Origin of the sequence: Micromonospora trifolii (genome assembly GCF_050516465.1) — a bacterium.
In the GTDB taxonomy this organism is placed as follows: Bacteria; Actinomycetota; Actinomycetes; order Mycobacteriales; family Micromonosporaceae; genus Micromonospora; species Micromonospora trifolii.
Map to the genome: position 1 here is coordinate 4,531,446 of NZ_CP191526.1, position 20,177 is coordinate 4,551,622.

Annotated in this window: 19 protein-coding genes; 11 read left to right on the plus strand and 8 right to left on the minus strand. The window is 71.2% G+C overall.

The annotated features are described in order from the left end of the window. Nucleotides 1-2: 2 nt before the first annotated feature. Nucleotides 3-1,283: a deoxyguanosinetriphosphate triphosphohydrolase gene (locus ACQRWP_RS20960; protein ID WP_430497111.1), complete on the minus strand. Its 1,281-nt coding sequence runs from the start codon at nucleotides 1,281-1,283 to the stop codon at nucleotides 3-5. Further along, nucleotides 1,267-1,620: a VOC family protein gene (locus ACQRWP_RS20965; protein ID WP_430497113.1), complete on the minus strand. Its 354-nt coding sequence runs from the start codon at nucleotides 1,618-1,620 to the stop codon at nucleotides 1,267-1,269. The genes ACQRWP_RS20960 and ACQRWP_RS20965 overlap by 17 nt, the downstream gene beginning before the upstream one ends. Nucleotides 1,621-1,874: 254 nt before the next feature. On the opposite strand from ACQRWP_RS20965, the gene ACQRWP_RS20970 reads away from it, so the two are divergent. After that, complete coding sequence (locus ACQRWP_RS20970) at nucleotides 1,875-2,375, plus strand: roadblock/LC7 domain-containing protein (RefSeq protein ID WP_430497114.1); 501 nt, start codon at nucleotides 1,875-1,877, stop codon at nucleotides 2,373-2,375. Between the two features lie 42 nt (nucleotides 2,376-2,417). Here the strand turns inward: ACQRWP_RS20970 and ppdK are convergent, their stop codons facing one another. Next, entirely contained in the window at nucleotides 2,418-5,126 is a 2,709-nt protein-coding gene (ppdK, locus tag ACQRWP_RS20975; protein ID WP_430497116.1) for a pyruvate, phosphate dikinase, read from the minus strand. Between the two features lie 244 nt (nucleotides 5,127-5,370). Between ppdK and ACQRWP_RS20980 the strand changes: the two genes are divergently transcribed. Further along, the gene (locus ACQRWP_RS20980; RefSeq protein WP_430497118.1) at nucleotides 5,371-7,110 is read left to right on the plus strand and encodes a family 20 glycosylhydrolase; all 1,740 of its coding nucleotides are present in this window, start codon (nucleotides 5,371-5,373) and stop codon (nucleotides 7,108-7,110) included. A gap of 919 nt (nucleotides 7,111-8,029) precedes the next feature. Next, a complete protein-coding gene (locus tag ACQRWP_RS20985) occupies nucleotides 8,030-8,692 on the plus strand; it encodes a C39 family peptidase (RefSeq protein WP_430497120.1) in 663 nt (220 codons plus the stop codon). A gap of 399 nt (nucleotides 8,693-9,091) precedes the next feature. Here the strand turns inward: ACQRWP_RS20985 and dusB are convergent, their stop codons facing one another. From dusB to ACQRWP_RS21005, 4 genes are all read right to left on the minus strand, one after another. Then, the gene (gene dusB, locus ACQRWP_RS20990; RefSeq protein ID WP_430497121.1) at nucleotides 9,092-10,264 is read right to left on the minus strand and encodes a tRNA dihydrouridine synthase DusB; all 1,173 of its coding nucleotides are present in this window, start codon (nucleotides 10,262-10,264) and stop codon (nucleotides 9,092-9,094) included. Between the two features lie 894 nt (nucleotides 10,265-11,158). Further along, entirely contained in the window at nucleotides 11,159-12,538 is a 1,380-nt protein-coding gene (locus tag ACQRWP_RS20995) for a glycine--tRNA ligase (protein ID WP_203124314.1), read from the minus strand. A 115-nt stretch (nucleotides 12,539-12,653) separates the two neighbouring features. Next, a complete protein-coding gene (locus ACQRWP_RS21000) occupies nucleotides 12,654-13,133 on the minus strand; it encodes a hypothetical protein (protein WP_124823385.1) in 480 nt (159 codons plus the stop codon). Nucleotides 13,134-13,157: 24 nt separating this feature from the next. Next, nucleotides 13,158-13,499: an antibiotic biosynthesis monooxygenase family protein gene (locus ACQRWP_RS21005; RefSeq protein ID WP_112642190.1), complete on the minus strand. Its 342-nt coding sequence runs from the start codon at nucleotides 13,497-13,499 to the stop codon at nucleotides 13,158-13,160. Nucleotides 13,500-13,528: 29 nt separating this feature from the next. Between ACQRWP_RS21005 and ACQRWP_RS21010 the strand changes: the two genes are divergently transcribed. The 8 genes from ACQRWP_RS21010 (at nucleotide 13,529) to ACQRWP_RS21045 (ending at nucleotide 18,167) form a co-directional block, all read left to right on the plus strand. Then, a complete protein-coding gene (locus ACQRWP_RS21010; RefSeq protein ID WP_425698852.1) occupies nucleotides 13,529-13,786 on the plus strand; it encodes a hypothetical protein in 258 nt (85 codons plus the stop codon). Between the two features lie 54 nt (nucleotides 13,787-13,840). Continuing rightward, entirely contained in the window at nucleotides 13,841-14,785 is a 945-nt protein-coding gene (locus ACQRWP_RS21015; RefSeq protein ID WP_430497125.1) for a metal ABC transporter substrate-binding protein, read from the plus strand. Further along, a complete protein-coding gene (locus ACQRWP_RS21020; RefSeq protein WP_196929961.1) occupies nucleotides 14,782-15,543 on the plus strand; it encodes a metal ABC transporter ATP-binding protein in 762 nt (253 codons plus the stop codon). The genes ACQRWP_RS21015 and ACQRWP_RS21020 overlap by 4 nt, the downstream gene beginning before the upstream one ends. 3 nt (nucleotides 15,544-15,546) lie before the next feature. Further along, nucleotides 15,547-16,413 (plus strand): metal ABC transporter permease, encoded by an 867-nt coding sequence (locus ACQRWP_RS21025; protein WP_430497128.1) that lies wholly within the window; start codon nucleotides 15,547-15,549, stop codon nucleotides 16,411-16,413. A gap of 43 nt (nucleotides 16,414-16,456) precedes the next feature. Then, nucleotides 16,457-16,756 (plus strand): ArsR/SmtB family transcription factor, encoded by a 300-nt coding sequence (locus ACQRWP_RS21030; protein WP_030338189.1) that lies wholly within the window; start codon nucleotides 16,457-16,459, stop codon nucleotides 16,754-16,756. Next, a complete protein-coding gene (locus tag ACQRWP_RS21035; RefSeq protein ID WP_091409697.1) occupies nucleotides 16,753-17,151 on the plus strand; it encodes a Fur family transcriptional regulator in 399 nt (132 codons plus the stop codon). Before ACQRWP_RS21030 ends, ACQRWP_RS21035 begins: the two co-directional genes overlap by 4 nt. Nucleotides 17,152-17,231: 80 nt before the next feature. Beyond that, nucleotides 17,232-17,840: a hypothetical protein gene (locus ACQRWP_RS21040; protein ID WP_430497131.1), complete on the plus strand. Its 609-nt coding sequence runs from the start codon at nucleotides 17,232-17,234 to the stop codon at nucleotides 17,838-17,840. 159 nt (nucleotides 17,841-17,999) lie between these two features. Further along, on the plus strand, nucleotides 18,000-18,167 hold the full coding sequence (locus ACQRWP_RS21045) for a hypothetical protein (RefSeq protein ID WP_167337361.1): 168 nt from the start codon (nucleotides 18,000-18,002) through the stop codon (nucleotides 18,165-18,167). Nucleotides 18,168-18,176: 9 nt separating this feature from the next. Here ACQRWP_RS21045 and ACQRWP_RS21050 read toward each other — a convergent pair whose 3' ends face one another. Then, complete coding sequence (locus ACQRWP_RS21050) at nucleotides 18,177-20,174, minus strand: acyl-CoA dehydrogenase family protein (RefSeq protein ID WP_430497133.1); 1,998 nt, start codon at nucleotides 20,172-20,174, stop codon at nucleotides 18,177-18,179. Between the last annotated feature and the right edge of the window lie 3 nt (nucleotides 20,175-20,177).

Sequence of the window (20,177 nt, forward strand, 5' to 3'; positions counted from 1 at the left end):
AGTTAGGTTAGCCTAAGCTGCTCGTGGTCGGCCGGGGGTGTCCCCTTGCCGACCAGGAGGGTGTGCCAGGTCACCGCCGCCGGGTCGGTGAGCGAGGCGACCTGGTCGATCACCACCCGCAGTCTGGCCCTGTCGTCCGGGGCGGCCCGCCACAGCGGGGCGAAGATCGGGTCGAGCCCTTCCGGGGCGCGCCGGACCAGCGCGGCGACCAACTCCGCCAGCATCGTCCGCTGCCGCTCGTAGCGGCCCCGGAAGCCACTGCGACGCATCACGTACCGCAGCGCGATGCCCTTGAGCAGCGCGCACTGCGCCCGTACCAGTCGGGGCACAACCAGGTCGGCGGCGTAGCGGCGGTGCGGGCCCGGACCGAAGCGCTCCTCCGTGGCCGCCACCGCCGCCGACACGAACAGCCCGGTCACCCCGCTGGTGGTGGCCTTCAACGCGACCTGCGCGCGATGGCTGCCGTCGTAACCGGCGAACGGGGCGAGCAGCGGACCAGCCAGCAGATCGATGAGCACCTCGGCCAGGTCCGCCGCCGACTCCCCGGAGTAGGCGGCCGCCACGTCGGCGCAGAGCGCGGCCCGCTCGTCGCCGTCGGTGAGCAGCGGGTGCAACTTGACGTAGCCACCGTGGATGCCGTCCTCCACGTCGTGCACCGAGTACGCGACGTCGTCCGCCCAGTCCATCACCTGGGCCTCCAGGCAGCGCCGGTCGCCGGGCGCGCCGACCCGGATCCAGTCGAAGACGGCCGTGTCGTCGGCGTAGACCCCGAACTTGCGCTCCCCCGGCCGGCGCGGCCAGGGGTACTTGCCGATCGCGTCCAGCGACGCCCGGGTCAGGTTCAGCCCGGCGGACGAGCCGTCCGGGGCGAGCACCTTCGCCTCCAGGCGGGTCAACACCCGCAGGGTCTGCGCGTTGCCCTCGAAGCCCCCGCACGGCGTGGCGAGCAGGTCCAGCGCAGCCTCGCCGTTGTGCCCGAACGGCGGGTGCCCGAGGTCGTGCGCGAGCCCCGCGACGTCCACCACGTCCGGGTCGCAGCCCAGCCGGGCACCCATCTCCCGGGCGATCTGGGCCACCTCCAACGAGTGGGTCAGCCGCGTACGCAGGAAGTCGTCAGTGCCGGCGGTGTGCACCTGGGTCTTGGTGGCCAGCCGGCGAAACGCCGCCGAGTGCAGCACCCGGGCCCGGTCGCGCTCGTACGGCGACCGGCGATGCCCGGTGTCCTTGGGCGGCTCCTCGACCAACCGGGCGTCCGCCGCCCCCGGTTCAGTCCTCGCGCTCACGGAGAACGCAGAACTCGTTGCCTTCCGGGTCGGCCAGCACCGTCCACTCGACGTCGCCCTGACCGATGTCGACGTGCCGGGCGCCCATGTCGACCAGCCGCTCGACCTCGGCCTCCTGGTTGGCGGGGCGCAGGTCGAGGTGCAGTCGGTTCTTGCGTTCCTTGCCGTCGGCCACCGGGCCGAAGAACAGGGCGGGCAACTGGTCCGGGGACTGGCGGATCTCCACGCCGCTCGGGGTCTCGGTGACGACCTGATAGCCGAGCGCCTCGGCCCACCAACGGGCCAGTCGGGCCGGATCGCGGGCGTCGACAGTCAGGCTCTCCCAGACACTGGTCATGCAGTCACCTCTTCCCGTTCGACGCGGCGCCCAAGCGGCCGTGTGCGAGCGAGCCAAGGTTACGCCCGCCACCACTGCTCGACCCGCTCACGACGCATCGACGAAGGGCACACAACCACCGATTGGCTCGCAGTTGCCAACCGATCGCCGAGGGTTACGGGCTCGCGGCTGGAAGTCGCCACCGGTAGCCTTCCCAGCGCGGAACGTGACCAGCCGACTGACACGCAGAGCCCGACCGGTGAGGGGTAACGCTCGTGGACGCAGACACGGTGATGGGAACGGAGCTACGTGGGCTGCGCCAACGCCGACCCGACATCGCCGGCACGGTGCTCGCGGGCACCGACGGCCTGCTCATCTCCAGCGACCTGCCCAGCACCGACGCCACCCACCTCGCCGCACTCGCCGCCGCGAGTTTCGGGCTCGGTCACCGGGTGGCCGACACCGTCCGGCAGGGTGAGTTCCGGGAGTCGGTCGTGCACACCACCGCCGGCTGCGTGGTCACCTATCCAGCCGGGCGCAGCGCGCTGCTGACCCTCGTCACCGTGTCGGCGGCGGGAGACCTGGAGGCGCTGCACGAGGAGGCACGGGAGGTTGCCCGTCGGGCGGGGTCCTTCCTGGACGTTCGTGGCGCAGGCATCGGAGCGACCTCCGTGCCGGACGCACACGCCCCGCTGGCCACGCGTACCCCGATGGCGACCCTGCCGGCGCAGTTGCGCCGCTCGTCCCGACCCACCTGGCGTCGCCCGCCGATCTGAGCGCCGGCGGCGGCCGGGTGACCAGGCCGCCGCCGACGTGCGTCAGCGGCTGTCCGACCCGCCGCTCTCCACGACCGCCCGCCCGGCCTCCAGCCGGGCCACCGGCACCCGGAACGGCGAGCAGGACACGTAGTCCAGGCCGACCTCGTGGAAGAAGTGCACCGAGTCCGGGTCGCCACCGTGCTCGCCGCAGACGCCGAGCTTCAGCCCGGGCCGGGCGGCCCGACCCTCCTCGGCGGCGATCCGCACCAGCCGACCGACACCGTCGCGGTCGATCGACTCGAACGGCGAGATGCCGAAGATGCCCAACTCCAGGTAGCGCCAGAAGAACGCGCCCTCGACGTCGTCGCGGGAGAAGCCCCAGCCCATCTGGGTCAGGTCGTTGGTGCCGAAGGAGAAGAACTCGGCGGCCTCGGCGATCTGCCCGGCGGTCAGCGCGGCCCGGGGTACCTCGATCATGGTGCCGATCAGCACCTCGACGCCGCTGTCCCCGACCACCTCGGCAATGATCTTCTCGGCCTCGGCGCGGACCGTCTCCAGCTCCTGCACGGCCCCGACCAGCGGCACCATGATCTCCGGCTTGGCCACGCCCCCGCTGCGGGCGCAACTGACCGCGGCCTCGGCGATGGCCCGAACCTGCATCGCGAACAGGCCGGGGATGACCAGGCCGAGGCGTACGCCCCGCAGCCCCAGCATCGGGTTCTCCTCGTGCATCCGCCGGACGGCGGCGAGCAGCGCCTCCTCCTTGGCCACGTCCTCGCCGCGTTCCTGGGCGACCGCCACGTTGACGGCGAGCTGCTCCAACGGCGGCAGGAACTCGTGCAACGGCGGGTCGATGAGCCGCACGGTGACCGGCAGGCCGTCCATCTCGCGGAAGATCTCCTCGAAGTCGGCCCGCTGCAACGGCAGCAGCGCCGCAAGCGCCGCCTCCCGCTCACCCGGGGCCCGGGCCAGGATCAGTCGCTCGACCAGCTCCCGCCGGTCACCGAGGAACATGTGCTCGGTGCGGCACAGCCCGATGCCCTCGGCGCCGAAGCGCCGGGCCCGGGCCGCGTCCGCACCGGTGTCGGCGTTCGTCCGGACCGCCAGCCGCCGCTTCCCGTCGGCGTGCGTCATGATCCGGTGTACGGCCCGAACCAGCGCGTTGTCGATGTGCTCGGGGTCGAGGCTGCCCTCGAAGTACTGCACGACCTCGGAGGGCATGACCGGCACCTCGCCGAGGTAGACCTTGCCGGTGGTGCCGTCGATGGACACCACATCGCCCTCGGTGACGGTCTGCCCGGCCACGGTGAACCGCTTCGCCGGCACGTTCACCTCGATCTCGTCGGCGCCGGAGACACAGGTCTTGCCCATGCCCCGGGCCACCACCGCGGCGTGGCTGGTCTTGCCGCCGCGCGAGGTGAGGATGCCCTGCGCGGCGATCATGCCGTTCAGGTCGTCCGGGTTGGTCTCCCGGCGCACCAGGATCACCGACTCACCCTCGGCGGCCAGCTCGACGGCCCGGGCGGAGGTGAAGACCACAGTGCCGGACGCCGCGCCCGGCGACGCGCCGATGCCCTTGGCGACCGGCTGGAACTCGTGGTCGAGCTGGAAGCGCGGGAACATCAGCTGAGCCAGTTGCGCGCCGTTGACCCGGAGCAGCGCCTCGTCCAGGTCGATCAGACCCTCGTCGACGAGTTGCCCGGCGATGACGAACGCGGCGGCGGCGGTGCGCTTGCCGACCCGGGTCTGCAACATCCAGAGCTTGCCGCGTTCGATGGTGAACTCGATGTCGCAGAGGTCCTTGTAGTGCTCCTCCAGCCGGGCCATGATGCCGAGCAGCTCGTCGTAGGAGGACTTGTCGAGCTGCTCCAACTCCTGCAACGGCACTGTGTTGCGGATGCCGGCGACCACGTCCTCACCCTGGGCGTTGGCCAGGTAGTCGCCGTAGATGCCCTGCGCGCCGCTGGCCGGGTCGCGGGTGAACGCGACCCCGGTGCCGGAGTCGGGCCCGAGGTTGCCGAAGACCATGGTCACCACGTTGACCGCGGTGCCGAGGTCGGCAGGGATGCGCTCCTGGCGGCGGTAGAGCACCGCGCGCTCGGCGTTCCACGACTCGAAGACCGCCCGGATGGCCAGGTCGAGCTGTTCGCGTGGCTGCTGCGGGAACTCCCGACCGGTGTGCTTCAAGAAGATCTTCTTGTACGCGTCGACCAGCCCACGCAGGTCGTCGGCGTCCAGATCCAGGTCGTTGTGGGTGCCCTTGGCGTGCTTGGCCTCGTCGAGCGCGTGCTCGAACTCCTCGCCCGGCACCTCGCAGACGGTCTTGCCGAACATCTGGATGAGTCGCCGGTAGGAGTCCCAGGCGAACCTGTCGTTGCCGCCGGCCTGTGCGGAGAGCCCGACCACGCTCTGGTCGTTGAGGCCGACGTTGAGGACGGTCTCCATCATGCCGGGCATGGAGAACTTGGCGCCGGAGCGGACGGAGACCAGCAGTGGGTCCTGCGGGTCGCCGAGGCGCTTGCCCATCTCGCGCTCCAGCGCTTCCAGGTGCGCCTCGATCTGACCGGCGAGCCCGTCCGGCTCCCGTCCCGTCGCGAGGTACGCCTGGCACGCCTCGGTGGTGATGGTGAAGCCGGGCGGGACGGGCAGGCCCAGGTTGGTCATCTCGGCGAGGTTTGCCCCCTTGCCGCCGAGCAGGTCCTTGAGTTCCTTGTTGCCTTCGGAGAAGTCGTAGACGTACTTGTGATCGACGGTCTCTTGCGCTGCCACCAGAGCCTCCACAACACACGCGCCGGATTGACACTTAACGAAGGTTCAGTTTTCTTCTTCCCGGGACGGACCGCCGGTAATCCCGGGGTCAACGTCGATCGGTGGGCGAAGGTTAAGCGAACATCGAGTGACCTGGGACCGTTCGGTGACAATTGGCACAGCCATCACGACTATCCGTGTTCGTACCGGTTTTTGGGAACGCTTCCATGCGCACCATCACGCATCCCGGCCGAGCGTCGTACGCTTGACGCCACGCCAGCCGGTGAACCTCACTTTTGCCATAACCGACGCGAATACACCCCCCGGAGTCGCCACCGTGTCGACCACCCCCTCCCCCGGCCCCACCGCCGTCCCCGCTCCGCTCTCGGCGGGGGAACCGGACGCGGCCACGCTGGCCCGCGCGGCCGAGCAGACCGCTGGCACGTTGCTCGCCCCGGCGGCCCCGCACCGGCTGGCCGACGTCGTGCCCGCCCCGCAGCAGGTCCAGCCGGACCCGACCGCCGACTGGACGCTGCCGGCCGAAGCGGTCATCGTGGCCAGCGCCGACCCCGCCGCGCTGGCGGTCGCCGAGCAGCTCGCCCAGCTCCTACGTCCGGCCACCGGCTACCCGCTGCCGGTCACCGACGCCACCACGCCGGAGCCCGCCGGTGGCATCGCGCTGGTGCTCGACGACAGCGCCGACGTCGGCGCGGAGGGCTACCGGCTCGACATCGCCACCGACGGGGTACGCGTCACCGCCGCCACCGCCGCCGGCCTCCTCTACGGCGTGCAGACGCTGCGCCAACTGTTGCCGGCGGCGATCGAGAGCCCCAGCCAGGTCACCGAACGCTGGGCGCTGCCCGGCGGCACCATCACCGACGCACCCCGGTTCCCCTACCGGGGCGCGATGCTCGACGTCGCGCGGCACTTCTTCGCCGTCGAGGACGTGCTGCGGGTGGTCGACCACCTGGCCCGCTACAAGCTCAACCACCTGCACCTGCACCTCACCGACGACCAGGGCTGGCGGATCACCGTCGACTCCTGGCCGAAGCTGACCACCGTCGGCGGGACGACCGAGGTCGACGGCGGCCCCGGCGGGCACTACACGAAGGCCGACTACCAGCGGATCGTCTCCTACGCGGCCGCCCGCCACATCACCGTCGTCCCGGAGATCGACCTCCCGGGGCACACCAACTCGGCGCTGGTCGCGTACCCGGAGCTGGCACCGGACAAGATCGCACCGCCGCCGTACACCGGCACCGAGGTCGGCTTCAGCTACGTCGACCCCGCCGACGAACGGACGTACGACTTCGTCGCCGACGTGTTGGGCGAGGTGGCCGCGCTCACCCCCGGCCCGTGGCTGCACATCGGCGGCGACGAGGCGTTCAAGGTGAAGGGCGAGGTCTACACCGGTTTCGTCGAGCGGGTCCAGCGCATCGTGGCCGACCTCGGCAAGACCGTCGTCGGCTGGCACCAGCTCGCACCGGCCGCCCACCTCGACGGGCGGGTCCTCCAGTGGTGGGGCACGAACGGCGAAGACCCCACCACCGTCGACGCCGTACGCCGTGGCGCCCGGCTGATCGTCTCCCCCGGCAACCACGCCTACCTGGACATGAAGTACGCCCCGGACACCCCGATCGGGCACGACTGGGCCGGCCTCATCGACGTACGAAAGGCCTACGACTGGGATCCGGGTACGCACGTCGCCGGCGTACCCGCCGAGGCGGTGCTCGGTGTGGAGGCCCCGCTCTGGACCGAATCGGTCACCTCGCTGGCCGACATCGAACTCCTGCTCCTGCCCCGCCTCCCGGCCATCGCCGAGTTGGGCTGGTCACCCCGGGCAAGCCACGACTGGGCCGGTTTCCGCGACCGCCTGGCCGGCCAGGGCCCGCGCTGGACGTCGGCCGGGATCATCTTCCACCGCGCACCCGAGATCCCCTGGCCGACCGCACCGACCATCCCGGCACAGCGCAACGTGCCCCAGCCCGACACCGCCACGCACTGATGCCCGGCTCGGCCCGGCCGCCCGGCGCTCAGCCGACCGTTCACGCTGGCTGTCCTCGGTCGTCCGTGGTGAGCGGTTCGCGCATGATCGTGCTGCTCCTGGATGTAGTGGCCTCCCGGCGTGGGCAGGGGCCTGTTTCCCGGATTGAGCACGATTTTTCGGGGCGCGAGGTTTCGTACGGCCCGCTGCACCTGTCCGGGGCCAGTCCGCACGACGCTCTGCCCCCGAGTCGGGCCAACCACCAGGCTCTGCCCCCGAAGCGGGCCGGTGCACATCACGCTCTGCCCCCGGGGTCGGGGCCGGGCCGATCCCCGCCACGTTCTGACCCGTCTCGGACCGGTCCGGGGCGCGCGAACGCGGCAGCCGGGCATGATCCACTCGGCTTTCATGATGTCGGGGGTATCTCCGGCGCCGGGACACCGCGATTTCCGTGAACCCGAGTGGATCACGACGCCGTGGCCGCCGTGTCGGGTCCGTCCGGTGGGTGGGGCTGGGTGGGTTGTCGGGTTTGGCCTCGGGTGTCGGGTGGTCGGGGCCACCCCGGCTGCGGAATCGGCGACCGGGCCGGGTCGTTATACCTGGCAGACCACCGCAACAGCCCGGGTCATGGTGCGCCGGCCCCGCCGGGAACCGCCGTCAGGCCTCCCGCCGGAAGCAGCCGCCGGGAACACCCGGCAGGCCACCCCGGTTACATCCCCCGCACGGCCGAGCACCACAACGGCCGACCCCCGGCACGGCCGAGCACCCCAGCCGGCCGACGGGCAGGCGGAATGATCCGCCACCGGCACCCGTTACACCCTGTCCCGACGCCGACCCCCTCGCGGGTCACCGGGCAGAACCCCCCGAACTTCCCCCCGCACAACCATCCACCCCCCCCAGGGGTTGTGTGGGCACCCCCGATGCAGAGGAGCACGCCATCATGCGTACCGATCTGATCCGTAAGACCGCCCTGACCGCCGCCGGCCTCGCGTTCACCGGCGGAGCCATCGCCGGCCCCGTCACCACCGCGTTCGCCGCACCGAGCACCGCCAAGGCGACCACGCAGACCCAGACCGACCGCAAGGGTCACGGTGAGCGGGAACTCGGCGTGCGCTACGAGGCCCAGCCGAACTTCTACTACTGCGGCCCCGCCGCCACCCGCAACGCCCTGTCCGTGCAGGGCAAGAACATCAACGTCGACGACATGGCCAAGGAAATGGGCACCACCGAGGCCGGCACCAACTCCATCAACGACATCACCCCCGTCCTGAACAAGGAAACCGGCAAGACCAACGCCTACCGGTCCGTGGAAATCAGCACCCCCGACGCCGACGCCAAGCAGACCGACACCCTGCGCGCCGACGTCGTCAAGACCGTCGACAACGGCCGGGCCGTGGTCGCCAACATCGCCGGCACCAGCACCGACACCGACGGCACCACCCACTCCTACGAAGGCGGGCACTACATCAGCGTCGTCGGCTACCGCGACAACGGCGACACGGTGAAGATCGCCGACTCCGCCGACCCGAACACCGCCTCCTACTGGATCAGCGTCGAGCACCTCGCGGACTGGATCGCCACCCGCGGCTACGCCACCAGCTGACCCCCACACCACGCACACACCGAAGGGCCGGACCCCACCACGGGGCCCGGCCCTTCGGCATGCCGAGCTGATCACGCCACCCACCCCCGGCAAGCCACCCATCGGACCGAACCACCCGACCACGGCGGGCCACCCCACGGACTGCGTCACGGGTCCTTTGGAGCTGATGTCGTAGACGAATCAGGGGCATGGCCGACCGAGTCGAGCTGGTGATTCGTTCACGACATCGGCTCGATAGGGCGCCGAACTCACCTGCCCAGCCTCGGCGCGGAGTGTCGAGGAAAGACCGAGCGCCGCGACCCGAGGGCTCGGAGGTGACCGGCGCGCCGGCACGGACTCTGCTGCATGCCGCGTTCCGGAGGGCGACCGCGGGGCGTCTCCGCCCGACCGGCCAGGGGCTCAGCCGCCGGAGTCGTCCATCTCGGCACCCTCGGGGACCGTGTCGTCGTCCCGGCTGGCCAGCCAGCCTTCCGGCAGGAAGACCTTGCCGGGCGAGTTGGTACGCCCGCGCGGCTGGCCCAGGGCGGTCACCGGGAACGGCTCCGCCGGGTCGAGCTTGCCGAGCAGGTCGTCGAGCTGAGCCAGGCTCTCGATCATCGCCAGCGAGCGGCGCAGCTCGCCGCCGACCGGGAAGCCCTTCAGGTACCAGGCGACGTGCTTGCGGAAGTCGGTGCAACCGTCCCGTTCACCTCGGGCCGGGTTGCGGGCGCCGGCCGTGAACTGGTCGACCAGCAGCTCGGCGTGCCGGCGCATGGTCACCGCCACCTCGCCGAGGGTGGGTAGCCGCCGCTCCGGCCGACCGTTGAAGGCGGCCTCCAGGTCGGCGAACAGCCACGGTCGGCCCAGGCAGCCGCGCCCGATGACCACGCCGTCAACGCCGGTGTGGGCCACCATGCGCAGCGCGTCGTCGGCCTCCCAGATGTCGCCGTTGCCGAGCACCGGCACGTCGAGGGCCTGCTTCAGGGTGGCGATCGCGTCCCAGTCGGCGGTGCCCGAGTAGCGCTGCGCCGCCGTGCGCCCGTGCAGGGCCACCGCGGCCACGCCGGCTTCCTGGGCGGCGAGCCCGGCTTCGACGTACGTCAGGTGGTCGTCGTCGATGCCCTTGCGCATCTTGACAGTTACCGGCACGCCGGACGGTGACGCGGCGGCCACCGCGGCCCGCACGAGTCGCGCGAAGAGCCGGCGCCGCCACGGGAGCGCCGCGCCGCCGCCACGCCGGGTGACCTTGGGGACCGGGCAGCCGAAGTTGAGGTCGATGTGGTCGGCCAGGTTGCGCTCGACGACGATCCGCACGGCGGCGGCGGTGATCTCCGGATCGGTGCCGTAGAGCTGGAGGCTGCGGGGCTTCTCGTCGTCGCCGAAGGCGATCATGCGCAGCGTCTTCGGGTTGCGCTCGACCAGCGCCCGAGTGGTGATCATCTCGCAGACGTAGATGCCGCCGCCCTGCTCCCGGCAGAGCCGACGGAACCCGATGTTGGTGATCCCGGCCATCGGCGCGAGCACGACCGGCGGCCACACCTGGTGGCCACCGAGGGTCAACGGGCGTCCGGCCGCCACCGCCACATCACTCACCCTGCAAGTATACGGAGGGGTTCCTCCCCCTATGCCTGCCGGAGGGCGAGCGCTCGGCTCGACGCCCTGGCCGAACCGAACGGGCCTTACCGGGCCACTCGTCGGGCGGTGCTGAATCCCGTCCCGCTCCGCCCCGTGCAGGTCTGGAGCACGAGGTCGTATCGGCTCATCCAGTGGGGCAGCGCACCGCCCTTGCGCGGCTGCCAACGGTGCCCGACCACCTGGTAGGTGCCCGAGCACGGCCCTGACACGACCCGCACCAGCCTCCCTGCCGGGAGGTCGTCCAGCCATGCCCAACCCATGGTGTCGTGCCCCGCGAGGAGGCACGTCGGCGAGGTCGTCCAGGTGACCAGCGCTCCCCGGTCGATCGTGCTCTGCGAATGGATCGCCGTGACGGGGGAAAGACGTGTCACGGGGGCCGCAGGGGCCGCAGGGGCCGCCGGGGATGCCGGAACCGCCGGGGATGCTGGGGATGCCGGGACCGCCGGGGCCGCACCCCGCGCGATAGCGCGACGGGATGCGACCGGTGGCTCGATCCTCGACTGAGCGGCCTCGATCATCCCCCCGACGGACGACTCGGGCGGCGTGGACGTGGCGACCGCACCGGCCGATCCGCGCGACACGGATGACGCGCTCGGCGACGGCGTGGCGTGGGCGGCAGCCTCGGCCGAGGGAGCTTGGGCGGCAATGCGGTGGCCCGTGGACCCCGAGAGCGCCGACAGCCCCGCGACAACCGACGCAGCCGCCAACAAGCGGAGGACGGAAATCCGCTTTGCCATGTCGTCCCCACCTTCTTTCGATTCAGACCAAGATATCGAAAGATGGCATTGAATTAATTTCATCGGCCCGCGAACCGCCCAGCGGTTTGTTTCGCGTCCCGCCCCTCGGCGCGCGTCAGCAGCCGGGGAGACGCTCGATCAGGTAGCGCTCGACCTGGTCCAGGGAGACGCGCTCCTGGGCCATGGTGTCCCGGTTGCGCACCGTCACCGCGTTGTCGTCCAGGGTGTCGAAGTCGACCGTCACACAGAACGGGGTGCCGATCTCGTCCTGCCGGCGGTAGCGACGCCCGATCGCCTGCGAGTCGTCGAACTCCACCACCCAGCGCTTGCGCAGCAGCGTGGCGAGGTCCTTGGCCTTGGGCGACAGCGCCTCGTTGCGGGACAGCGGCAGCACCGCCACCTTGACCGGGGCGAGCCGCGGGTCGAACCGCATCACGGTGCGCTTGTCCACGCCGCCCTTGGTGTTGGGCGCCTCGTCCTCGTCGTACGCCTCCAGCAGGAAGGCGAGCACCGCGCGCGTCAGACCCGCAGCCGGCTCGATGACGTACGGCATCCAGCGCTCACTCTTGCCCTGGTCGAAGTACGACAGGTCGACGCCGGAGTGCTTGCTGTGCGTGGAGAGGTCGAAGTCGGTGCGGTTGGCGACACCCTCCAGCTCGGCGAACTCGGTGCCACCGAACTGGAAGCGGTACTCGATGTCGACCGTCCGCTTCGAGTAGTGCGACAGCTTCTCCTTGGGGTGCTCGAACAGGCGCAGATTGTCCGCCGAGAGGCCGAGGTCGAGGTACCAGTTCCAGCGCTCCTGGAGCCAGTACTCGTGCCACTGCTCGTCGGTGCCCGGCTCGACGAAGAACTCCATCTCCATCTGCTCGAACTCGCGGGTCCGGAAGATGAAGTTGCCCGGCGTGATCTCGTTGCGGAACGACTTGCCGGTCTGCGCGATGCCGAACGGGGGCTTCTTGCGGGCGACCGTCTCGACGTTCTTGTAGTTGACGAAGATGCCCTGCGCGGTTTCCGGGCGCAGGTAGTGCAGCCCTTCGTCGCTCTCCACCGGGCCCAGGTAGGTCTTCATCAGGCCGTTGAACATCTTCGGCTCGGTGAAGGTGCCCTTGTTGCCGCAGTTGGGGCAGTTCAGCTCGGCCAGTGAGGTGAGCGGCTTGCCGTGCTTCTCGGCGTACGCCTCTTCCAGGTGGTCCGCCCGGAACCGCTTGTGACAGAACTGGCACTCGGTGAGCGGGTCGACGAACTCGGCGATGTGGCCGGACGCCTCCCACACCTTGCGGGACAGGATCACCGCGGAGTCCAGGCCGACGACGTCGTCGCGCTGCTGGACCATGGTCTTCCACCACTGCCGGCGGACGTTCTCCTTGAGCTCCACGCCGAGCGGGCCGTAGTCCCACGCCGATCGGGTGCCTCCGTAGATCTCACTGGAGGGGAAGACGAAGCCTCGGCGCTTGGCGAGGCTGACGACGGCGTCGATACGGTCGGCTGGCATGTTTCCTCCTACGCCGGCTGGCGGTCGGCGGGGGCGAGATGTGGATGGAACGGTCGGTTCGGGGACAACGGTACGACCACCGTCCCCCCGAGCCCAGCAGAATACCGGGGACGGGTCAGCTGACCTCGCAGACCTCCACGCCGCCGGTCTGCCCGTCCTGGCCGAGGCTGACCTGTTGCCGGTCCCGGTCGCCACCGTCGAGGGTCACGTCGACCGGCACGGTCAGGTAGGTGGTGTCCACCTCACCCACCCGGAACGCGGTCACCTGCGGCTCGGCGGCAGCGCGCCGCTCGAACTCCGGCCGGGACTCACGCCGCTGCGCGTCGTCGCAGAGCTGGTCGTACGCCCGCCCGTAGTTCCGCTCGACCAGCGCCTGGTAGTAGTCGCCGGTCACGGTACGGGCCTGTTCGCGGATGGCCTGGACTCCGCTGACGGCCAGGCCGACGACGGCGGTGCCACCCCCGCCGCAGCAGAGCACCACGGCGAGCGCGCCGACGCCGAGGCCGATCCAGAGCCGAGTCCGGCGGCCCTCGGTGGGCGGCGCGGCGAACGGCGGAGCCACCCCGGGACCGGGTGGCGGGGCGGGTGCGGTCATAGGAGCAGCGTAGTGTCCGGCGGCTCAGCGGTAAGGACCCGCAGCCCGATCACTGTCGGCGACGACCACGGCCCCGCCGGGGGCGGCGGTGGCCAGCGCCTCGTAGGCGGAGGGCTCGTCGACGGACTCGGCGAGCAGCGGCACGGCGCTGACCTTGACCTCGAAGGCGCCGAGCGCCCGCCGGTACGTGCCGACCGACTCCCATTCGGTGACCAGTGACCAGTGCCGGGGGTCGTCCAGCGCCCGGACCAGTTGGCCGCGCAGGTAGCCGGGCCGGGCGGCCAGCGCGGTGAGGGCGGCGTGCGCCCGTTCGGTGAAGCCGTCGGCGGCATCGACGTCGACCACGAACCGGTTGGTCACCAGCACCGGGGGTTCCTCCTCGTAGAGTCTGTGGGATGCAGCGTACGCAGCGCCCTCTGCTCGCCCGGTTGGCCGGGGCGAACCCGACGTCGGTGTTCCTGCTCACCCTGGTGGTGGTGCTGGTGGCGTTCTTCACGCCCGGGGTGATCGGCGGGCTGCTCACGCTCGCGCTCGCCGGGGTCCTGATCACCCTGTTGGCGACGACATGGGCGGTTCAGGCACCGCAAACCCGGCTGATCCGACTGGTGATGCTCACCCTGCTGGTGACGGTGGGCCTCGCGAAGCTCCTCTGACATGCAATCATGCGTTTTTGACAATCATTATCGTTGCCACGGACAGTTGACGACATGACCAACCGCGCCACGTACCGTGTCCTCGCCGCCGCAACCGCCCTCCTCGCCCTGAGCGCCGGGGCCGGCTGCTCCACCGGTGGTGCCGCCGGCGCCGATCCCCAGCGAGTCGACGTGGTGGCCGCGTTCTACCCCCTCCAGTTCCTGGCCGAGCGGATCGGTGGCGACGCGGTCCGGGTGACCAACCTGGCCAAGCCCGGCGCTGAGCCGCACGACCTGGAACTCAACCCGAGCCAGGTCGGCGAGGTCAGCGACGCGGAGCTGATCGTCTACCTCAAGGGGTTCCAGCCGGCGGTGGACGACGCCGTGGCCCAGAACGGCGGCGACCGGGCGTTCGACGTGACCAGCGTGCAGCCACTGTTGGACGCGTCCGCCGGCGGGCACGACCACGAGGGCGAGGAGGGGCACGCCGAGGAGAGCGGCGGCAAGGACCCGCACGTCTGGCTCGACCCGACCCGGCTGGCCGGCATCGGCGACCAGCTCGCCCAGCGGCTCGGCAAGGCCGACCCGGACCACGCCGCCGACTACACCTCCCGGGCGGCAGCCCTGCGCGCCGACCTGACGACCCTGGACGGTGAGTTCAAGCACGGTCTGGCGACCTGCCAGCGGCGGGAGATCGTGACCAGCCACGCCGCGTTCGGCTACCTCGCCGACCGCTACCAGCTCGACCAGGTCGGCATCACCGGGCTGAGCCCGGACGTCGAGCCCTCGCCGCAGCGCCTCGCGCACGTGATCGAGGAGGCCAAGGAGCACCACGCCACCACGATCTTCTTCGAGACCCTGGTCAGCCCGAAGGTGGCCGAGACCATCGCCGGTCAGGTCGGCGCGAAGACCGCCGTGCTCGACCCGATCGAAGGGCTCGCCGCCGGCAGCAACGGGGACTACCTTTCGGTGATGCGCACCAACCTGCGGACCCTGCAGACGGCCTTGAGCTGCTCGTGACCTCACCTGTCATCACCGTCGAGCACGGGGTGGTCGGCTACGACGGCCGTCCCGTGCTCCGGGACATCTCGCTCACCGTGACCGCCGGCGAGGTGGTCGCGATCCTCGGCGCCAACGGCTCGGGCAAGTCCACCCTGATCCGCGCCGTGCTCGGGCTGGTGCCGATCAGCGCCGGCTCGGTCACCCTCTTCGACCGGCCGTTGCGCCGGTTCCGGCAGTGGGCACGCATCGGGTACGTCCCGCAGCGCCTGGGCGCCGGCGGCGGCGTACCGGCCACCGTCCGCGAGGTGGTGGCCTCCGGCCGGCTGGCCCGTCGGGGGGTGCTGCGTCCGCCGGGTCGAGCCGACCGGTCCGCCGTCGACACCGCGCTACGCGCGGTCGGGCTCGCCGACCGGGCCGGTGACCCGGTTTCCACGCTCTCGGGCGGCCAGCAGCAGCGCACCCTGATCGCCCGCGCCCTGGCCGGCCAGCCGGAGCTGCTGGTTCTCGACGAGCCCACCGCCGGGGTGGACGCGGCCAGCCAGGAGGCGTTCGCCGGCGCACTGCGCGACTTCGTCGCCGACGGCGGAACGGTGCTGCTCGTCGCCCACGAGCTGGGCCCGCTGCGACCGGTGATCAGCCGGGCTGTCGTCGTACACGAGGGTCGCATCGCCCACGACGGCGCGGTGCCGGACCCGGCCGGCCATCACGCGGAGCCCGACCACGACCACGTGCACCCGCACTGCTACGACGAGCCCGCCGGGCTGTGGAGCAACTGACCCATGGAACTCTTCCAGTACCCCTACATGCAGCGCGCCCTGATCGGCGCGCTGGTGATCGGCCTGGCCGCGCCGGCGCTCGGCATCTACCTGGTGCAGCGCCGGCTGGCGCTGATCGGCGACGGTGTGGGGCACGTGGCGCTGACCGGCGTCGGGGCGGGGCTGCTGCTCAACCGCTCACCGGTGCTGGTCGCGGTGATCGCCGCCACCATCGGCGCGATCGCCATCGAGATCGTCCGGGCCCGGGGGCGTACCTCCGGTGACCTGGCCCTGGCCCTGCTCTTCTACGGCGGCATCGCGGGCGGCGTACTCCTGGTCGGCCTCTCCGACGCGACCAGCGCGAACCTCAACGCCTACCTGTTCGGGTCGCTGACCACCATCTCGCCCGCCGACCTGACCACCATCGCGGTGCTCGGCGCGGCGATCCTGGTCACGATGATCGCGTTGCGGCCGGCGCTCTTCGCGGTCAGTCACGACGAGGAGTACGCCCGGGTCTCCGGCCTGCCGGTCCGCACGCTGAACCTGCTGATCGCGGTCGCCACAGCGGTCACCGTGACCATCGCCATGCGGGCCGTCGGAGTGCTGCTGATCAGCGCGTTGATGGTGGTGCCGGTCGCCACCGCCCAGCAGGTCACCCGGGGCTTCCGCAGCACGATGGCCGCCGCGATGGCGCTCGGGCTCTTCGCCGCCGGCTCGGGTGTCTGGGTGGCGGCCACGGCGGACACCGCGCCGGGCGCCTCGGTGGTGCTGGTGGCGATCGCCTCGTTCCTGGTGGTGGCCGTGGCCGGCGCTGCCTGGCGGGTCGTGCGCCGCCGGACGACGCCGACCGCCGCGCCTACCCCGGAACCGCACGAGGTCGTGCTGAGCTGAGCCTGATCAGCGCGACGTCGGTGGTATTGGTTACCGTTGCAGGATGACCAGCGCCACGGGCTACGACGGGTTCGACGGGGCCAGCGAGTTGCTCCGCGCCCTGTCCGCGCCCATTCGGCTGGCCATCGTCAGTGAGCTGGCCGGCGGCGAGCGGTGCGTGCACGAGTTGGTGGAGAAGCTCGGGGCGGCGCAACCACTGGTCTCCCAGCACCTGCGGGTGTTGCGCGGGGCGGGCGTGGTGCGCGGCTCCCGCCGAGGCCGGGAGATCGCCTACAGCCTGGTCGACGAGCACGTCGCGCACATCGTGGCGGACGCGGTCAGCCACGCCGGGGAGGGATCATGAGCGAGAGCAGCGCCGCGGTGCGCAACACCCGGCAACGGTCGGCGGTGAGCGCGCTGCTGGGCGAGATGGAGGGCTTCCACAGCGCTCAGGACCTGCACGCGATGCTGCGGCAGCGCGGCGAGCGGGTCGGTCTGACCACCGTCTACCGCACCCTCCAGGGGCTCGCCGACGCCGGTGAGATCGACGTGATGCGTCCGCCGGGCGGCGAGCACCTCTACCGCCGGTGCAGCGAGGGGCACCACCACCACCTGGTCTGCCGGGTGTGCGGGCGTACGGTCGAGGTGGCCGGTCCGGCCGTGGAGAGCTGGGCCGATCGGGTCGCCGCGCAGCACGGCTACGCCGACGTCAGCCACACCCTGGAGATCTTCGGCACCTGCCCGACCTGCCCGCGCTGACCACCAGCGCCCCGGTCGATCGCGATCCGGGCTCACTTCACGGGTACACCGGGCGGGGCGTTCGTGGCACGCTGGCCGGCGTGAAGATCTATGCCGATCGGTTTCCGACCGCCGCCCGTCAGTTGCTCACCGACCTGCTCGTCGTCGCCTGGGTGTACGTGGTGATCCGCGGCGCGCTGTGGCTGCACGACCTGGTGCAGAAGCTCGCCGTGCCGGGGCAGAAGTTGGAGGGCGCCGGCAGTGGGCTCGCCGACAACCTGGGCGACGCCGGCAGCAAGGTCGGGCGGGTGCCACTGGTCGGCGACGAACTCACCGCACCGTTCCAGCGCGCCGCCGACGCCGCCCGATCGCTCGCCGACGCCGGACGCGACCAGCAGCAATTGGTCGACCAGCTCGCCCTGGCCCTCGCCATCGCGGTGCTGATCTTCCCGCTCGGCATCGTGCTGTTCGGTTGGCTGCCGCTGCGGGTCCGCTGGATGCGCCGGGCCGGATCAGCGGCGAAACTGGCCGCCGGGCCGGCTGGCCGGGACCTGCTCGCCCTACGCGCGCTGGCCACCCAACCACTGGGCAAGCTGACCCGGATCGGTCCGGACGTCGCCGAGGCGTGGCGGCGCGGCGACGACGCGACAGTAGACGCCCTGGCGGCCTTGGAGCTGCGCCAACTCGGCCTACGCGGCCGGGGCCGCTGAGCCCCGTCGATCAAGGAGTTGTGGTGCCCAGTTTGGGTGTTTATATGATCCTTTGTGACCCACCATAACTCCATGATCGACCAGGCAGGGGTGGGTTGACGGACAGTCGCTCGGCCGGGCGCAGGTTCAGCCCGACGAGGGTGTCGTTAAGGTCGTCGGGTGTTCTACTTCCTCGTCGTCATCGCCGTCCTGCTGCTCGGCTACGCCGCCGTTCTGGTCTCCTTCGTCCGCCGGGGCAAGAAGATCCCACCCGCCGCGTACCTGGCCCTGGCCGGGCTCAACGGTCTGATCCTGGCGGGGGTGCTGGCCTGGGCGGTCTCCCGCTGACCGAGCTGGTCAGGGCTTTGGGGGGATGCGGCGGCGGACGTCCTCGGCGGTGGACGGGCCGGGCGACCAGCGGGCCACCCAGGGCAGCTCGTCGGACGGGGTGAGCACGCCCTCCTCCAAGCCCGCATAGCGGCCGGCGAGGATGCGCTTCGCGGCGGCGGTGTCGACCGAGTCGGTGTTGTCCCAGAGTGCGGCGAACAGGGCGTCCACCCGCACCCGCGCCTGCCGGCAGAACAGGTCGGCCAGCTCGACGTTCTCCGGGCGGCTGTCCCGTTCGGCGGAGGCCCGGACGCAGACCGCGGACATCGCGAACAACTCGGCGCCGATGTCGACCACCCGGCCGAGGAACGCCTGCTTGCGCTCCATCTTTCCCTGCCAGCGGGACATCGCGTAGAACGTCGACCGGGCCAGCTTGCGGGACGAGCGCTCCACCTGGCGCAGGTGCGCGGCGAGCGGGCCGAACTCGGCGTACGCCGAAGGGCTCTGCCCCCGACCGACGGCGAGGGTGGGCAGCCACTTCGCGTAGAAGGCGCCCGCTCGCGCGCCGGCTCGGGCCTTGCGGCCCAGCCCCGCGTCCGGGTCGATGATGTCGCCGGCCACCGACAGGTGGGCGTCGACCGCCTCCCGCGCGATCAGGAGGTGCATGATCTCGGTGGAACCCTCGAAGATCCGGTTGATCCGCAGGTCACGCAGCATCTGCTCGACGGCGGCCGGGCGTTCGCCTCGGGCGGCCAGTGAGTCGGCCGTCTCGTAGCCGCGCCCACCCCGGATCTGGATCAGCTCGTCGGCGATCTTCCAGGCCATCTCGCTGGCGTACAGCTTCACCAGTGCCGCTTCGATCCGGATGTCGTTGCGGTCGTCGTCGGCGAGCAGGCAGCAGAGGTCGAGCATGGTCTCCATGCCGTACGTGGTGGCGGCGATGAAGGAGAGCTTCTGCGCGACCGCCTCGTGCTCGCCCACCGGCCGTCCCCACTGGACGCGGTCGGCGGCCCACCCTCGGGCCACGTTCAACGCCCACTTGCCGGCGCCCACGCACATGGCCGGCAGCGAGAGCCGGCCGGTGTTCAGAGTGGTCAGGGCGATCTTCAGCCCCTTGCCCTCGCCGCCGATGACGTTCTCGGCGGGGACGATCACGTCGTGGAACCGGGTGAGGCTGTTCTCCAGGCCGCGTAGGCCGATGAACTCGTTGCGCCGCTCGACAGTGATGCCGGGGCTGTCACCGTCCACCACGAACGCGGTGATGCCGCCCCGACGGCCCTCCGTTGCCGGCACCCGGGCCATCACCACCAGCAGGGTGGCCACGATGCCGTTGGTGGCCCAGAGCTTCACCCCGTTGAGTCGGTAACCCGTACCGTCCTCGGTCGGCTCGGCGATGGTGGCCAGCCGGGCCGGGTCGGAGCCGACGTCCGGCTCGGTGAGCAGGAACGCGGACACCTCACCGGCGGCGAGCCGGGGCAGGAAGCGCTGCTTCTGCTCGGTGGTGCCGAACATCTTCAGTGGCTGCGGCACCCCGATCGACTGGTGCGCCGAGAGCAGCGCGCCGATGGCCGGGCTGACCGAGCCGGCCAGCATGAGCGCCCGGCAGTAGTGCAGGTTGCTCAGCTCGAGCCCGCCGTACTTCCGGTCGATCTTCATGCCGAACGCGCCGAGGTCGGCCAGGCCGTGGAACACCGAGTCGGGTATCGACGCGTCCCGTTCGATGGCCTCACCATCCACCTCGGAGGCCAGGAAGGCGCGGAACCGACCAAGGAACTCCTCCGCGCGAGCCACGTCGTCCGGATCGGATCGGGGCCACGGGTCGATCAGGTCGAGCCGGAACCGGCCGAGGAACAGCTCCTTGCCGAAGCTGGGCCGGTCCCAGGTGGACTCGCGGGCGGCCTCGGCGACCTGCCGGGCCTCCTTCTCGGTGACCTGCCCGGCTTCCGCGGGCAGCGGCGCGGCGGCGCCGGCCGTGGTTTCGGAGTCGGGGCCGTCCGGTGCCGGTCGGCCATCCTGCGTCGTGGTCACGGC

Bases quoted from the DNA above. Each gene is read 5' to 3' on its own strand.
- ACQRWP_RS21025 (WP_430497128.1), top strand. From the start codon at position 15,547: ATGGAACTCTTCCAGTACCCCTACATGCAGCGCGCCCTGATCGGCGCG.
- ACQRWP_RS21015 (WP_430497125.1), top strand. From the start codon at position 13,841: ATGACCAACCGCGCCACGTACCGTGTCCTCGCCGCCGCAACCGCCCTC.
- ACQRWP_RS20985 (WP_430497120.1), top strand. From the start codon at position 8,030: ATGCGTACCGATCTGATCCGTAAGACCGCCCTGACCGCCGCCGGCCTC.
- ACQRWP_RS21010 (WP_425698852.1), top strand. From the start codon at position 13,529: ATGCAGCGTACGCAGCGCCCTCTGCTCGCCCGGTTGGCCGGGGCGAAC.
- ACQRWP_RS20965 (WP_430497113.1), bottom strand. From the start codon at position 1,620: ATGACCAGTGTCTGGGAGAGCCTGACTGTCGACGCCCGCGATCCGGCC.
- ACQRWP_RS21035 (WP_091409697.1), top strand. From the start codon at position 16,753: ATGAGCGAGAGCAGCGCCGCGGTGCGCAACACCCGGCAACGGTCGGCG.
- ACQRWP_RS20995 (WP_203124314.1), bottom strand. From the start codon at position 12,538: ATGCCAGCCGACCGTATCGACGCCGTCGTCAGCCTCGCCAAGCGCCGA.
- ACQRWP_RS21030 (WP_030338189.1), top strand. From the start codon at position 16,457: ATGACCAGCGCCACGGGCTACGACGGGTTCGACGGGGCCAGCGAGTTG.
- ACQRWP_RS21000 (WP_124823385.1), bottom strand. From the start codon at position 13,133: ATGACCGCACCCGCCCCGCCACCCGGTCCCGGGGTGGCTCCGCCGTTC.